14 protein-coding genes, 1 tRNA gene, 1 pseudogene and 1 riboswitch are annotated in these 14,549 nt (G+C 65.8%); of the genes and pseudogenes, 7 read left to right on the top strand and 9 right to left on the bottom strand.

Annotated elements, in window-relative coordinates; genetic code table 11:
• Positions 1–263 precede the first annotated feature (263 nt).
• Positions 264–345 (top strand) — tRNA-Leu (locus tag OG716_RS24550).
• Between the two features lie 96 nt (positions 346–441).
• Here OG716_RS24550 and OG716_RS24555 read toward each other — a convergent pair.
• Positions 442–1,053 (bottom strand): cysteine hydrolase family protein, encoded by a 612-nt coding sequence (locus OG716_RS24555; protein ID WP_405133106.1) that lies wholly within the window; start codon positions 1,051–1,053, stop codon positions 442–444.
• A 59-nt stretch (positions 1,054–1,112) separates the two neighbouring features.
• Positions 1,113–1,661, bottom strand: a complete 549-nt coding sequence (locus tag OG716_RS24560; RefSeq protein ID WP_355122931.1) for a YceI family protein — start codon at positions 1,659–1,661, stop codon at positions 1,113–1,115.
• 263 nt (positions 1,662–1,924) lie between these two features.
• Here OG716_RS24560 and OG716_RS24565 point away from each other — a divergent pair, with 263 nt between their 5' ends.
• A complete protein-coding gene (locus tag OG716_RS24565; protein WP_327144217.1) occupies positions 1,925–2,500 on the top strand; it encodes a TerD family protein in 576 nt (191 codons plus the stop codon).
• Between the two features lie 95 nt (positions 2,501–2,595).
• Here OG716_RS24565 and OG716_RS24570 read toward each other — a convergent pair whose 3' ends face one another.
• Positions 2,596–3,342: a hypothetical protein gene (locus tag OG716_RS24570; protein ID WP_405133107.1), complete on the bottom strand. Its 747-nt coding sequence runs from the start codon at positions 3,340–3,342 to the stop codon at positions 2,596–2,598.
• Positions 3,343–3,414: 72 nt separating this feature from the next.
• Positions 3,415–3,745, bottom strand: a pseudogene (locus OG716_RS24575) (citrate/2-methylcitrate synthase); the annotation flags it as partial.
• A gap of 135 nt (positions 3,746–3,880) precedes the next feature.
• Positions 3,881–4,030: riboswitch (cobalamin riboswitch) on the top strand.
• A 37-nt stretch (positions 4,031–4,067) separates the two neighbouring features.
• Between OG716_RS24575 and OG716_RS24580 the strand changes: the two are divergent.
• The 3 genes from OG716_RS24580 to OG716_RS24590 are packed head-to-tail and all read left to right on the top strand — an operon-like array spanning position 4,068 to position 5,716.
• A complete protein-coding gene (locus OG716_RS24580; protein WP_327144210.1) occupies positions 4,068–4,277 on the top strand; it encodes a CbtB-domain containing protein in 210 nt (69 codons plus the stop codon).
• A 21-nt stretch (positions 4,278–4,298) separates the two neighbouring features.
• Positions 4,299–5,156 (top strand): CbtA family protein, encoded by an 858-nt coding sequence (locus OG716_RS24585; RefSeq protein ID WP_405133108.1) that lies wholly within the window; start codon positions 4,299–4,301, stop codon positions 5,154–5,156.
• Positions 5,153–5,716, top strand: coding sequence for a histidine phosphatase family protein (locus tag OG716_RS24590; protein WP_405133109.1), 564 nt, complete (start codon positions 5,153–5,155; stop codon positions 5,714–5,716). The genes OG716_RS24585 and OG716_RS24590 overlap by 4 nt, the downstream gene beginning before the upstream one ends.
• A gap of 122 nt (positions 5,717–5,838) precedes the next feature.
• Here the strand turns inward: OG716_RS24590 and OG716_RS24595 are convergent, their stop codons facing one another.
• The 4 genes from OG716_RS24595 to OG716_RS24610 all read right to left on the bottom strand — a co-directional run bounded on the left by OG716_RS24595 (position 5,839) and on the right by OG716_RS24610 (position 9,439).
• Entirely contained in the window at positions 5,839–7,035 is a 1,197-nt protein-coding gene (locus tag OG716_RS24595; RefSeq protein WP_405133110.1) for an MAB_1171c family putative transporter, read from the bottom strand.
• A 5-nt stretch (positions 7,036–7,040) separates the two neighbouring features.
• The gene (locus OG716_RS24600) at positions 7,041–7,598 is read right to left on the bottom strand and encodes a hypothetical protein (protein WP_327144206.1); all 558 of its coding nucleotides are present in this window, start codon (positions 7,596–7,598) and stop codon (positions 7,041–7,043) included.
• Between the two features lie 3 nt (positions 7,599–7,601).
• Positions 7,602–8,057, bottom strand: coding sequence for a hypothetical protein (locus OG716_RS24605; protein ID WP_355122913.1), 456 nt, complete (start codon positions 8,055–8,057; stop codon positions 7,602–7,604).
• A gap of 212 nt (positions 8,058–8,269) precedes the next feature.
• Positions 8,270–9,439 (bottom strand): cytochrome P450, encoded by a 1,170-nt coding sequence (locus OG716_RS24610; RefSeq protein ID WP_405133111.1) that lies wholly within the window; start codon positions 9,437–9,439, stop codon positions 8,270–8,272.
• A gap of 92 nt (positions 9,440–9,531) precedes the next feature.
• Here OG716_RS24610 and OG716_RS24615 point away from each other — a divergent pair, with 92 nt between their 5' ends.
• Entirely contained in the window at positions 9,532–10,176 is a 645-nt protein-coding gene (locus tag OG716_RS24615; RefSeq protein ID WP_405133112.1) for a GNAT family N-acetyltransferase, read from the top strand.
• A 302-nt stretch (positions 10,177–10,478) separates the two neighbouring features.
• Positions 10,479–13,802, top strand: coding sequence for a BTAD domain-containing putative transcriptional regulator (locus OG716_RS24620; RefSeq protein WP_405133113.1), 3,324 nt, complete (start codon positions 10,479–10,481; stop codon positions 13,800–13,802).
• Here OG716_RS24620 and OG716_RS24625 read toward each other — a convergent pair whose 3' ends face one another.
• A complete protein-coding gene (locus OG716_RS24625) occupies positions 13,803–14,531 on the bottom strand; it encodes an alpha/beta fold hydrolase (RefSeq protein WP_405133114.1) in 729 nt (242 codons plus the stop codon). It abuts the gene before it with no gap.
• Positions 14,532–14,549: the final 18 nt, after the last annotated feature.

Below are 14,549 nucleotides of genomic sequence, written 5' to 3' on the forward strand. Positions count from 1 at the left end.
CCTCATGTTTGGTTACCGCCAAAGCACCTACCCTCGAGTATTTCTGCACGGACGTACCAGAACGACTAGAAACATGACCCTCCCTCATGTTTGAAGTCGCTGGTGAGGGTGGTTACATCGGTGTAGGAAATGTGAGGATTCCTCATATTGCCCTTTATCGAATCGTTATAATCCCAGGTAGGGTTACCGACCAGTACGCCACACCCACCCGATGCTTCGCGATCCTCGTTTCGCCCGGTAAAGTTTGGACGGTCGTACCATCAGCGCGAGTGGCGAAATTGGCAGACGCGCCAGATTTAGGTTCTGGTGTCCACGGACGTGGGGGTTCAAGTCCCCCCTCGCGCACAACATCCCCGGAACCGGATCGAGGCTCCGCGAGCCCGCCGAATCCCGTAGCGCCGAAGGGCATTTCACATTCGGGCAACCCTCCAGCGACATCGGTTACCGTGTGGGTAGCTCACCCTTCATGAGCAGGTCCGCCGCCTCGCCGGCAGAGATCACGCCATCACGCTGCAGGTAGGCCATGGCCTCGAGCGCAGCCGCGTGAGCTGGGACGGAAGAGCCGTAGACGGCGTCCTCCACAACACGGAAGTGATAGTCGTGCTGGTGTGCGTCCACCGCCGTGTAGTGCACGCACACATCGGTGAGACCGCCGGTCAGGATGAGGGTGCGGGCCTGGTATCCGCGCAGGATGATGTCGAGGTCGGTGCCGAAGAATGCCGAATAGCGGCGTTTGCGGACCTCGTATTCGGTAGGGAGCGGGCCGAATCCGGGGACGTAGTCGGCGCCGGGCGTGCCCTCGACGGTGTGCAGGTCTTCCACCCCGTCCACTTCGCGGCCGAGGTCGGTGTGGGTGGGATGGTGCAGCTCTCGGATGAAGACGACCGGGACGCGGTACTCGCGGGCGGTGTCGATCAGCGCTCGGAGGGCGGTGATCTGCGGGGCCGCACCGCCATCAACGCCCCGAGCCGGTGCGAAGTCCTGCTGCACATCGATGCAGATGAGAACCAGATCAGCGGTGACCGGAGTGACGTCGGAAGTATTTTCGATCATTCGAAAGATATTCGAGCTCCGTTGTGGCGCTCCGGTTTCCGCCGCGTAACACCATTACCTCATGACTGCAGGCCGACTTCGACCTCCAGGTTGAGGGTGATCTTGTCGCCGACCACGACACCGCCGCCGTCGGGCAGCGGCATATCGATATCGATGCCGAAATCGCGGCGGCTCACGACGGTCTCGGCCTCGAAGCCCGCGACCGGGCCGTGGCCCATACCCGGGTTCACGCCGAGGAATTCGACCTTCAGCGACACCGGCTTGGTATTGCCACGGATCGTGAAATCGCCGTCGACCACGAAGTCGTCGCCGTCGACCCGGAAACCCGTGGACTTGAAGGTCGCCACCGGGAACTGCTCGGCATGGAAGAAGTCCGCGGTACGCAGGTGCGCGTCCCGCTGGTCATTGTCGGTGGTCACGGAGTCGACCCGAATCTCGACCTCGGCCGACGCGGTCCCGTCCTCGTTCACGACGAGCTTGCCGGAGAAATCGGTGAAACGGCCGCGGACCTTGCTGACCATGAGGTGCCGTACCGAAAAGCCCAGGGTCGAGTGGGCGGGATCGATCACCCAGGTGCCGGGGGTCAGGGTCTTGATTTCAGTGGACATCGAAACTCCTTCGAATAGGCCGAGTGTCAGTGCTGACGCCATCACGCACCATTGGTTGATGCGGCAACCAAGCTAACGTTGGACCATAGTCAGGCTATTCCGAAGTGACCTGGAACACGACCCCCGTTCCCGGCGAGCCGCGCCCGGCCCATCTCGGGCCGGAACCTTCCCGTGCGCAACGACGTTGGACGCGGTGCGGAGCCGAACTCCGTGCAATGGCGACTCGGAGGCAGGTCGCCGTAATAATCGATGGGAGAAGCACAATGGGTGTCAGTCTGACCAAGGGCGGCAACGTATCGCTGACGAAGCAGGCCCCGAATCTCACCGCGGTGGCCGTCGGCCTGGGCTGGGATCTGCGGACCACCACCGGGACCGACTTCGATCTGGATGCCAGCGCCATCGCGCTGAACCCGGAGAAGAAGGTCGTGTCGAACGGGCACTTCGTCTTCTTCAATAATCTGAAGTCGCCGGAGGGCACCATCGAGCACACCGGTGACAACAAGACCGGTGAGGGCGAAGGCGATGACGAGGTCATCAATGTCGATCTCGCCAACACCCCGCCGACCATCGACAGCATCGTCTTCCCGGTCTCGATCTACGAGGCCGACACCCGCGCACAGAGTTTCGGCCAGGTCCGCAATGCCTACATCCGCGTGGTCGACCGCGCCAACGGCACCGAACTGGCCCGCTACGACCTGTCCGAGGACGCCTCCACCGAAACCGCCATGGTCTTCGGCGAGCTCTATCGCAATGGCGCCGAGTGGAAGTTCCGCGCCACCGGTCAGGGCTACGCCTCCGGCCTGGCAGGCATCGCAACGGATTTCGGCGTCAGCCTCTGACCCCACCCGATCACTGACGGAGTAGCGATTTCGCTACGCCGTCAGTTCGTCCTCCGGGTCATCGGTCTAGTCTTCCGGGTGATTGCAGCCGCGGCTCAGGAGCTGGGCACAGGGCGATCCGGCAGGGCCTCGGGATTCGCCTTCAGGTATTTGAGGCTCTGTTTCATGTAGACGCGGGGATTCAGGTCCAAGTGGTTGGCCCAGTGCGGTTTCGGGTCGCCACGCATGACGGTCCAGCAGGCCAGGGCGTAACCGAACATGGGCTGGGAGAGGTAGCCGAGGCGCTGGGAGTGCCAGCCGCGGCGGGTCTGGGAGAATTGGAAGGCCGCGTTGGCATTGAATACGCCCAGGCCCAGGTAGACCGTTGCCAGGTCGGTGAGCTGCTCGTTGTCGTGGCGGGAGCGGTCGATGCGGCGCTCGCCGAGTAGGCGTTCGTGGGCCAGCTCGTGTGCGACGGTGGCCACCAGTGTCACCGGTGAGCGCATATGCGCCATATCGATGGACACCACCGCGCGCCCGTGTTCCACACGGTAGTGACCGGCTTCTCCGTGTGTGGATCCCGCCAAAAACGCGAGGTTGTCCGGCAGGATATCGGCGTCCGAATGCAGTTCCACGACAATGCGATCGCGGCCGACGCCCATATATCGGCTCACATTGCCGACCAGCGAGCGGATCTCCTGCTCGGTCCCGGTGTAGGCGCCGGGGAAGAAGTCGGGCGTCGGCAGGATTACCGGCGTTCGCAGTGTTCTGGGGCCGAACTGAGCCGCACACCAGCTCATCATCTCTTCGACCCAGAGCCGCTCCAGCTCCCCTACCGGGCACCTGGGCTTGAAAATTCCCACGCCACAGTATGTCCGTGCGGCGGGCAGATTTCCTGTCCAAAAACAGCCGCGGATGTTCGGAATGCGGCGCGGTCAGGCGACGATGGAACGCTGTGGCACGCCGATGTATTCGCTCAGCGGCCGGATCAGCGCGTTGGATTCACCCTGTTCGATGATGTGTGCGGTCCAGCCGGTAATGCGGCTCACGACGAAGATCGGGGTGAACATCTCGATATCGAAGCCGAGCAGGAATTACGCCGGGCCGGTCGGGAAGTCCAGGTTGGGCGGCACCTCGAACGCCTTGACCAGCTCCGGGGACGGAATCTTCCCGAAACACATATTCAGGAAGTTCTCCGCGTACCCGAGGTGCGGAATGCGGGGCGATCGGGTCCAGGCCGTGGCGGCGGCGGTGGTCGGCGGCCAGATCCTGCACCGCGTAACCGCGATAGGACAAAGCGCGCCGACGCCCGGGAATACTTCGCAGCTGCCGATTTTTGCGCGGCCGGATCAGTCAATCTGCGAGAGTTGCGATGACCGGATCTCATATGCTGGCAGCCCGATTGACCAGCACATCAGCGGTTTCGTATGGTTGTGGAAGCGATGATTCGAGGAACCTGGTGCAAACCCAGGACGGTCGCGCCACTGTGAGCACTCCCCTTCGGGCAGGTGCGAGTCAGACACTCGAAGCGCCGTGTAATACCAACGACCGGGGACGCGTACATCCCCGCAAGGTTCAGGAGAGTCTCATGGCTACGTCTTACGTCCCCCAGTCCGGGGTGGAAACACTTTCGCTCCCCACGACGGCCATGTGGCTGGCGGGCACTACTTTGCTGGCGCTGCTCGCCTACTACTTCATCGGCATCGATCAGGGCGCTGTCTCGATCTTCGGCAGCGATATGCATGTGCACGAGTTCGTGCACGACGCTCGGCATTTCCTCGGCTTCCCCTGCCACTGAGCAGGGAAGAGAGTCGACACAATGGAAAAGCGAATCATCTTCCGGGGCCTGCGCGCAGGGGCGCTCGGAGGTCTTCTGGCGTTCCTTTTCGCCCGCGTCCTGGCCGAACCCATTATCAATCGGGCCATCGATTACGAGAGCGGCCGCGACGACGCCCAGATGGCCTTGGACAAGGCCGCCGGCCATCCGATGGCCGATATGGGCACGGAAATCTTCAGTCGCGATATCCAGTCCACTGTCGGTATCGGCTTCGGCATGATCCTGTTCGGCATCGCCATGGGCGCGCTGTTCGCGACCGCCTACTGCGTCTGCGTCGGCCGGGTCGGCAAGCTCACTCCGCGTAATCTGGCGCTGGTGGTGGCCGGTGGCATGTTCCTGGTGTTCTACGGTGTCCCGTTCCTGAAGTACCCGGCCAATCCGCCGTCGATCGGGCATCCGGACACCATCAAGGAGCGCACCGCTCTGTACGTGGCAATGATCGTGATCACCGGCATTCTGCTGCTGGGCGCGATCTGGCTGGGCCGCAGACTGCAAGCGCGACTGGGCAATTGGAACGCGACGCTCGTCGCTGCGGTGGCCTTCGCTGTCGCGATCGGCATTGTGATGGCCCTGCTGCCGTCGCTCGGTCATCTCTCGGCCAACAGGTCCGAGTTCGGCGATTTCGCGACGGAGACGCCGCAACCGCTGACCGATCCGTCCGGTAAGATCGTCTACCCCGGATTCCCGGCCGACGATCTGTTCTTCTTCCGGTTCTATTCCTTTGCCGCCCAGCTGATTCTGTGGACGGTCATCGGGGTCGGATTCGCCACGCTGGCGCCGCGCCTGTTCGGCCGGCAGACCAGCCCCGCACCGATCGTCGCGGCGGCTTCCCCCGTATGAGCGCAGTCACCCGGCTCACACTGCTCTCGCACGCCATGACCGAGGCCATGGCGGCAGCGCGATTCGCCGCTGACGAACCACTCAGCGAGCTGGGCCTGCGCTCCGTACAGAAAGCTGATCACAGCACCCTCCGGGCCGACCTGATCCAGGTCGGCCCGGAGGCCCGCACGGCTCAGACCGCAGCACAGCTGGGCTTGACCGGTAGCACCGAACCCGCACTGCGCGACCTGGATTGCGGCGCCTGGACCGGTTCCGGCATGGGCGATATCGCTCCCGAACACCTGATGGGCTGGCTGACCGATCCGGATCACCGCTCACACGAGGGCGAATCGATCACTACCCTGCTCGAGCGCGTGCGGGCGTGGATGGACACCCTTGCGCAGGACCCACAGCGCATCCTCGCGATCACCCACCCCGCTGTTGTGCGGGCCACGATCCTGATCGCCCTGTCCGCCCCCGCAACATCCTTCTGGCGCATCGACATCCCGCCACTGAGCGCCACCACCCTGCACCAGCGCGGCGGCTCGTGGACCCTGCGCGAGACCGCACTGCACCTCTGATAGCCCGCTGATTCCGTGGAATCCACAGCGGGTCAAAGTCTTTGGACGGGCGTGGTGTTCGATGAAGGGGATATCGAACACCACGCCCGCATCGGAAAGGATAGCGGCAAAGGGCGATTCCGTCAGGTGCTGGTTTCGCTGGTCCGGATCGCGACCACGATCGGCGAGCGGTGGTATGCGGTGGAAACTGCTACCAGCCAGGCGATTTCGCCCATGAAGGTGGGGCGGTCGGGGCGGCGGAAGGTCTCGCCGCCGTCTAACGGAGCTGATTCGCTCAGATAGGCCCGCAGGGCGTGCGCGATGCGCGCCGCTTCTATCGCCGCCGCGCGCTCACCGGCGGGGATTTCGAGCTCGTCGGCGACTTGCTTTGCCCGAGCGGTGATTTCGGGGCTCAGATACGGTTGCAGGAGAAGCAGGGCGTCACGGATCTCGATGACCCGGCGGTACAGCCGATCGCGGGAGATTCCGCGGGTACCGGGCACCACGCGGGTGACTTCGGGCGCGGCCGCGCACAATGCCGACCAGAGCGGATACAGCCGGGGATAGGCGCGGGTGCGCTGGATGCCGGCCATGGCCTGCGGTAGCAGCGAGGGGCACAGGTAGCCGATCAGCATGATGGCCGCGCCGATACTGGCGAAGGCGGGGGCGATGTCGATATTCAAGTGGCGGGCCGGAATTCCCGCCCATGCGGCCACCAGCGCGAGAGTCTTGCCGATGCTGTACCCGACCGCGATGACGGAGCCCCCGGCCAGCAGGCGCAGGCCACGGCGCAACCACGGCTGTTCCCGCGCATGAGGCAGCCAGCTGCGGCACAGCATGATGATCCGCAGCAGCGCGAGTGTGTACGCGCACAGGTAGATCGCGAGGAAAGCATCCACCATCGGTGTGGTCGCGTAGTGATAGTCGAAGTCGGTCGCGTGGCTTTCGTCGTGGACCGGCGCCGCGAAGAACAGCACCGCCATCGTCGCCACCACAGCCAGATTCATCAGTATCACGTTGCGGCTGTTGATATGTGGGCTGGTTTCGGTGGGCGCTTCCGGGACGATCAGATACGTCGTCCAGACGATCTGGGCCATGACCGCCGTGGTGATGGCCGAGTAGACGATCAGCGTCGCCAGATTGGGTATCCCGCTGATCCGGCCGATCGACTCGTAGGTCTGCGGCACGGCGGCCTCGAAACCTATTGCAGTACAGGCGATGGCGACCACCACGGCCCAGCGGGCGGTGGCTTGCGGATTGCGGGCGGCCAGTATCAGCCGCCACAGGCACACCCCGGCGGCCAGCGCACCGACACTTCCGTAGACAAGACCGAATTGCACTGCCGTCAGTCGATTCCGGGGCCGAAGGTATCGAGCAGACTGCGAATATCGGCGGGCGCGTTATCGGGCAGCACCCATTCCGCGCGCGGCGTCCAGCGCGTGATGTGGTGTGCCATGAGCAGATCAGCGATGCGCTCGGCCTCCTGCTCCTCACGCTCCGAGGAGCAGGTGCGGCCCAGCATGCGGCGCACCACAGCGGGATCGATATTCGGGGCGAGCAGCCGCAGCGCGTCCTGCCCGGTCACCGTGACCGGCTCGTGCCCGGCCAGCAGATGCCCGAACTCGTGGCAGACGATGTGATCCTGGTGCAGCTCACTGGTATTGCTCTGGTAGGCGAGGAAATCGATATCCCGCGTCACCAGCAGACCTCCGGAGAGTCCGGCCACCGGGAACGGTTCCGGGCGCAGCCGCAGGGGCCGCCCGCGCCGCCGGGCCAGGGTCTCCGCCAATTCGGTCACCGTGAATCGGCCGGGCAGTCCGAGCCCGCGCAGCTCACGCCGCAGCCGGCGATGATCCATCATCGGATGCTCATTCTCCGAGCCCTCCCAGACCGCGATCCGCATGGCTCACAAGTCTTCCCCGTAGTTCTCCGACTCGATGCGCCGCAGCACATCGAGCATGGCCGCGATGGTGTCGGCCCGCACCGTACCGTGCGCCAGTCCGTCGCGCAGCACCAGTTCCAGCGCCGCGCCTTCGGCTTTTCCCTTGAGCGCGTTGACCAATGCCAACTCGCGGCCGCGCGCGACGGCTAGTTCGGGATTGGTGAGCGGATCGAGACTGCCCAGGCCGAAGTACACGCGCAGCGCCTCCAGCGTCTCGAACGACGGGTTCACCGTCTGCCCGGTCCGCAGCTTCCACAGATAGTTCGCCGAAAGGCTTACGCCCGTACTGCTGTGAATGTCCTCGGCCAGCGCCCGGTGCGTGATCTCCACCTCGCGGCCGTCCCTGGTCACGGGCGGATGCATGCCGCCGATCAGACTGTTGAGCGCACTGGTGAACGGATGCTCTTGTGCGGCAACCATTCTAATCTTGTCTCCTGCAGTTGACAGTCGAGGTGAGCTCGATCATATACTCGTGCCTACTTCGTTATCGATCGCCGATATCGCTGTCCCCGAAGGGGAGGGCAGCGGTACCGGAAAGCGTTCAGGTGCGAAGTCCAGGATGGGGCGACCAAAGCCGCTCGCCCCATTCAACAGCTCACCTCCGCTAGCTCACCTCCGCTAGCTCACCTCCGCTAGCTCACCTCCGCTCGCACCGGCAGGGTGAGCGGCCCGCGATGGCGGAAGCCCGATCGCCAGGGCACATCCCGATCATCAATGGTCGCATGCAATTTCGGCCACCGGGTGTAGATCTGCGTGAGAACGGACGCGAGCACCGGCCGCAGCAATCCGGCGCCGACACACGCGTGCGCGCCGTGACCGAGCGCCACATGCGGATTGGGACCGCGCCACACGTCCAGTTCCGCCGGGTCGGCGAACCGCTCGTGATCGTGATTCGCCGAGGCCAGGCACAGCAGCACCGTCTGCCCCGCCTCGATCAGCTGACCGCCGATCTCCAGATCGGTGACCGCGAACCGCGGGCCGGCCAGCACCTGCGGCGACAGGAAGCGCAGCAATTCATCGACCGGACCGGGTCGCTCGGGGGCCGACATCATCTCCGCGAGCTGCTCGGGCCTGCCGGAGAAGACGAGCACCGCCCCGGCGAGCACATCCATCAGCACCTCGTAGAAGACGAACAGCAGATAGAACAGCAATCCGGCAAGATCCCCGGAATCGGCTCCCCCACTGCCGATCTCGGCGCGCACCAGCCGGCCGAGCATCGTATCCTCGCCGTCCCGCAGGCCCTGCGCGATGACAGCGGTAATGATCTGCTGCATCGTCGCCAGCGTATCCCGGGCCCGTGGCACGGAATCCGGGCGCAGTGTGGCATTCGCCCACGCCGCCAGCGCATCCCGCTCGGCATCGGGCAACCCCAGCAGTTCCGCGACAATCACCGCGGGCAGCGGCAGCGCCACGCGCTCGACAAAATCGAATTCATGTACACCGTCGAGCTCGGCCAGGGTCTTCCCGACCAGCAGCGCCGCCCGCTCTGTCCACTCCCCGGACAGCCGCAGCTCACCGACGACCCGGCTGCGCAGTCGCCCCCATTCCTCCGGCTCGCTGCGCTGGAACACATCCAGCGGTGGCGGAACCGCGAACCCGCGATAGTCGCCGCCCCGGCTGTATCGCATATTCGTGGACAGCCGATCGTCGAGCAACCCGTCCCGCACATCCGCATAGCGCGTCACCAGCCATGCGGGCGGCCCGTCCGGTGTCGCCACTCGATGCACACCGCCGCCGTCCCGCAGCGACCGCAGCATCGGCCAGGGTTCGCGCGCGAATTCCTCATCGAAGATGCTCAACACCCACCCATCATCTCCCAAGCAGCCCAACAGGTCTCGACCGGAACCACGCCCACCCTGGGTGGCCCGGTCCCGGACTCGGCATGATGACAACCATGCCGACGCAGCAGCCGACCCGAGAACCGTCCACCGACAGCCCAGCCCGGCTGCGCCCAGCAGTGCTGGAGGGCAAGCACGTCCGCCTCGAGCCACTGGGCCCCGAGCACCACGACGGCCTGTGTGCGGCGTTCAGCGACGGCAGGCTCTGGGAACTGGCGGTGACACTGGTTCCGGAGCCCGAGGGTGTCGGCCGATTCATCGAGGATGCCCTGGCCGCAAGGGAAGCCGGAACCCAACTGCCATTCGCGACCATCGACCTCGCCTCCGGCAAGATCGCCGGAACCACCCGTTTCATGAACATCGTTCTCCCCCACCGGCGAGCGGAGATCGGGGCCACCTTCATCGGCAAGTCCTGGCAGCGCACACCCGTCAATACCGAAGCCAAACTCCTGATGCTCACCCACGCCTTCGAAGTCGAAGCCCTGAACCGCATCGAATTCCTCACCGACGCGCGCAACGAAACCTCGCGAGCCGCAATCGCCCGCCTGGGAGCCACCCAGGAGGGAATCCTGCGCAGCCACATGGTGATGCGCGACGGCTGGATCCGCGATTCGGTGCTCTTCAGCGTCACCGCCACTGAATGGCCCACTCTCAAACCCCGCCTGGCCGACCGACTCACCGAACGACCCAGCTCCGAGTGACCGATTCCGACCTCGGTTACGAAGCCTGCCGACCGCTGGAACAGAAGTCGACCAGGCGGTCGGAACGCCGACCCCAGGCCACGGGCTGTCCGCCGGCGTGACCATGCGACTTCGATCACCCACCGAGCAGCCTCACGTTTGCCCGAAAATTGCCATTGGCCCAGCTGGGAGCATGGGCGAGCAATGGTCGAGCCGACCGACCAGCGGCACACACCGATGAACGTCGCGTATGTCCGAATTCTCCTGGGCAGGGCAGCTGTTTACGCTGGTCTGGGCAACGGCTAGCGGGAACTGGAGAACGGGTGGATCAGGCGGGCGCGATACAGGTGACGCTGCTGAACGGCGTCGAGGTGCGTCGGGCCGGGCAGTCGTTACCCCTGGGCCCGCCGCAGCGACGCGCGGTGCTGTGTGCGCTGGCCCTGCAGCGCAGGCACTGGGTCTCGCCGGCGCGGTTGCTGGACAGCCTCTATGACCAGGCGCCGCCCGCCAGTGGTATCGGCGTGATTCAGACGTACATCTCCGCACTGCGCCGTGTTCTCGAACCGGAGCGTGCGCCGCGGACACCGCCGGCCCTGCTGCTGTCCGGGCACGGCGGCTATCAACTGCGGATCGGCGACGAGCAGATCGATGTCGGAGTATTCGACCGCCTGGTCGCCGATGCGGCGCAGGCCCGGCGCAGCGCTGAATGGGAACGCGCCGAACGGTTTTACTCCGAGGCCCTGGCGTTGTATTCGGGTGAGCCACTGGCCGGCGTGCCGGGACCTTTCGCCGAGATGCAGCGCACAGCGCTGTCGGAGCGCCGGCTCGCGGTCCTCGAGGACAGTCTCGATCTCGCCGTGCTGTGCGGCCGATTCGACGATGCCATCGATTCGCTGCGGGGGCTGACCGCACAGCACCCCCTGCGGGAACGGCCGCGCGCGGTACTGATGCGGGCGCTGTCGGCGCGTGGCCGTCGATCCGAAGCCCTGGACGTGTACCGCGACACCCGGCGGGTGCTCGTCGATCAGCTCGGTGTCGAACCGGGCGCGGAGCTGCGCCGGCTGCACGAACAGATCCTGACCGGAGCCGAGCCCGTCGACCGGCCGCGGCGGACCGTGACCGTGACCGTCAAGGATATGAAAGAACCAGCGCCGGAGGATGATTCGGCGCTCCCACTGGTCTTCGATCGCGAGCGCGAACTGGCCCGGATCGCCGCCTGCGTGCGCCGCGCCGCAGCCGGGGTGGGCGCCCTGGTGGTGATCACGGGCCGTCCGGGCCACGGCAAGACACAGCTGCTGAACGAGGTTGCGCGACAGCATCCTTCGGCACTGCGGATGGGTCTCACCGCGACGGCGGGCAATGAGGATCTGACAGGCCGGCTGCTGGAACGGCTCGATGACCACGACGGGGCCGATGATGACAAGGCACCGGCCGATCGGCTGTACCGGGCCCTCGCCCGGAAGTCGGCCGCCCGGCCACTGCTGATACTGATCGACGACGCCACCCGGATGGACGACCGCTCGGCTCGGGTCATGGTGTCGGTCGCACCGCGGCTGCACGACCTGGCGGTGCTGATCGTCCTCACCCTCGACGAAAGATCCTGGGACAAGCAGTCTCTGGACCTGCACGGCCGGCTGGAGCCGCTCGCGGCGGCGGTGCTGCGACCAGGCGGGCTGAGCGCCTCCGGAATCGCCGGACTGTACGAGCGCCGGGTCGGCCTGCCGTGCCCGCCCGAGTTCGCCACGGACATCTTGCACGCCTCGGGCGAAATCCCTTTGGTGGCCGGCGCATTGATCACCGATCTGGCCACGCTCCGCATCACGTCACGGGTCCCCGATCGGCTGCCGGAAGGGTGCTACTCCCGCGCCATTCAGCGCCAACTGAGCCGGTACTCGGCGGAAGGGGTGCGCACACTGCGTGCTCTCGCGGTTCTGCAGGAATTCCACCCGGCCGTCGAGATTCTCGCGGCCTCCTGCGATGAGCCGGCCGCGGCAATGCGGCACCGCTGCGAATTACTCGCAGCGCTCGGCCTGCTGGCGGTGGTGGATCCCCCGGAATTCCGGCATCCCTTGATCGCCAATACGATTCGGTGGCTGTGCCCCGCGGAGGACGCGGCAGTCTTCCGTACAGCCGCCGCGGCCCGAGCTCGGGTGGCCGGATATCCGGCTCGGCAGGTGGCCGCCTATCTCGCGGAGCTGACCGGCGCCCAGTACGCGCAGTGGACCGTCGTCCTGACCGATGCCGCCGAAGAATGCCTGGGCCACAATATGATTCCCGAGGCAATGCACTGGCTGGAGGCGGCGCTGCGCATCTGCACACCGGACGCTCGCGACGATCTACTGGTCCGGCTCGGGCAATTGGAGCTGTGGACCAATCCGGCCGCCGCCCGCGCCCACCTGGAGGAGGCGCTCGCCGGCCAGCGCACCCGTAGCACCGCACCGACGGCACTGATCCCGCTGGCCTGGACCATGGCCGGGCGACGTGAGGCAGTGGCGGCAATGGCCCTCATGTCGGAGGTGATCACCGCGACCGAGGCCCGTGATCCCTTGGCCGCCAGTGCTGTTCGCAGCTCCCAGTGGATGGTTGCCGCATTGACTCCCGCGACCTGGCGGGACTACATCGCCGATCTGCGCGCCGCGCACAGCGACGATCGAATCACCGCCGCGGTACTCACCCTGGACGATTGCTTCAGCACCCGGATCGATGCGCGCACGGCGCTGCACCGGCTGTCTCCGGAGCCGCTCGACCTCGACGCCGAGACGCTACCCAAACCCCTGCTCGGATTGTTCACCCATCTGACCATGTGGGCCGGCGACCTCACGACCGCCCTGCACCTCACCGAGCAGCGCAATGACCAGCATTTCGGCGCGATCGACACCTATCGTGTCATCGTCCGCTCGGAAGTCCTGATCCGTGCGGGTGCGTACCAGCAGGTCCTGCGCGAAATCGGCCCCGTGATCGGTGCCATCGACGACGAATTGATCGCTCCCCCGGCAACACTGGTGGCACAGTACGCACACGCGCTGCTGGGTCTGGGCCGTGTCGAGGAAGCCGCACAGTGGCTCGACCGCCGCGCCACCCGCGCCAATCCCGAGACCTGGGAGTGGACGGTGATCACCCATATCCGGGCGAAGCTGAGCGCCGCACGCGGAGCCACGCGAGAGGCGGTCGCGCACTTCCTCGATTGCGGACGCCGCACTGCCGCAGTAGGAATCAGCAATCCGGCCCATATCTCCTGGCGCAGTTCGGCGGCCCTGGAACTGGTGCGCTCCGGCGACCGCGACCGCGCCCGGGAACTGGCCGCCGCCGAATACGCGCTCGCACAGCGCTGGAATGTCCCGAGCACGCTCGGAAGATCCATACGCGCGCTGGCTTTGACAGCGCCGGGCGGTACGGACGTGCCGCTGCTCGAACGCGCCGTCGACCTGCTGCGCACGGCCGAATCCCCCCTCGAACTGATTCCCGCGCTGCTGGATCTCGCGCAGGCCTGCGGCGCGCCCGAGCGGGCGCGACAGCTGCTGTGGGAGGCTCGTATGCGCACCGAATCCATCGGCGCCGCAGGATATCTCGTCTCGATCGAAGATCTCCTGACCAGCCTCGACCCGGCGCCCGGCATCGTAGCTGCCGGGCGCGGCGGATCGGACTGATCAGCGGTTCCGGGCAGCCTTCTCGATGAGGTCGGCGATCTCTCCGGGCTTGCTCAGCATGGAGGCGTGCCCGGCCGGCAGCGTGATGATCCGCTCGTCATCGGTGATCCGACCGGCCAGCTGCCGTTCCAGATCGGGGTGGATCATCGCATCGTTGCTCGACACCTGGTACCAGGTGTTGGCGCGCAACTGTTCCCACGCCGGCACCTGATCGCCCGAACCCGCCAGCGCCAGCACCGAAGTCGGCTTCTGCGCCGCGGCCAGCACCGCGCCTTCCTCAGCGGTGAGATCGGCGCAGAAGTCCTGGTGGAATCGGGACCGGTCGACGAGGAAGTCGGGGGTCTCGGCTGCACCGATATTGATCAGATCGGCGCCGCTGGGCAGTTCGACTCCGAACTCCTGATTGATCTGGAAGGCGGACTGCCCGGCCTCGGGCGCATAGGCGGCAACATAGACGAGCCCGGCAGCCTGCGCCTGTCCAGAGGCGGCCTGGCTGATCACCGCACCGCCGTAGGAGTGCCCGACCAGAATCGTCGGGCCGTCCAGCAGGTGGAGATCGCGCACAACGGTAGCCACATCGTCGGCGAAACTGCGCAGCGCCAGCTGGCTGGCCACCACATTGCCGAATCCGTCGGCCTGCAGGATCTCGATCACCTTGCGCCAGCTGGAGCCATCGGCCCAGGCGCCGTGGACGAGGAGGACATTCGGCAGTTCATGAGCATTGGTCATGTCGAGAACCCTCCGGCC

It is taken from the genome of Nocardia sp. NBC_01388, assembly GCF_045040085.1.
In the GTDB taxonomy this organism is placed as follows: Bacteria; Actinomycetota; Actinomycetes; order Mycobacteriales; family Mycobacteriaceae; genus Nocardia.

Coding starts and splice junctions, on each gene's coding strand:
- OG716_RS24560 (WP_355122931.1), bottom strand. CDS start 1,661: ATGTCCACTGAAATCAAGACCCTGACCCCCGGCACCTGGGTGATCGAT.
- OG716_RS24625 (WP_405133114.1), bottom strand. CDS start 14,531: ATGACCAATGCTCATGAACTGCCGAATGTCCTCCTCGTCCACGGCGCC.
- OG716_RS24580 (WP_327144210.1), top strand. CDS start 4,068: ATGGCTACGTCTTACGTCCCCCAGTCCGGGGTGGAAACACTTTCGCTC.
- OG716_RS24590 (WP_405133109.1), top strand. CDS start 5,153: ATGAGCGCAGTCACCCGGCTCACACTGCTCTCGCACGCCATGACCGAG.
- OG716_RS24585 (WP_405133108.1), top strand. CDS start 4,299: ATGGAAAAGCGAATCATCTTCCGGGGCCTGCGCGCAGGGGCGCTCGGA.
- OG716_RS24565 (WP_327144217.1), top strand. CDS start 1,925: ATGGGTGTCAGTCTGACCAAGGGCGGCAACGTATCGCTGACGAAGCAG.
- OG716_RS24600 (WP_327144206.1), bottom strand. CDS start 7,598: ATGCGGATCGCGGTCTGGGAGGGCTCGGAGAATGAGCATCCGATGATG.
- OG716_RS24615 (WP_405133112.1), top strand. CDS start 9,532: ATGCCGACGCAGCAGCCGACCCGAGAACCGTCCACCGACAGCCCAGCC.
- OG716_RS24605 (WP_355122913.1), bottom strand. CDS start 8,057: ATGGTTGCCGCACAAGAGCATCCGTTCACCAGTGCGCTCAACAGTCTG.
- OG716_RS24555 (WP_405133106.1), bottom strand. CDS start 1,053: ATGATCGAAAATACTTCCGACGTCACTCCGGTCACCGCTGATCTGGTT.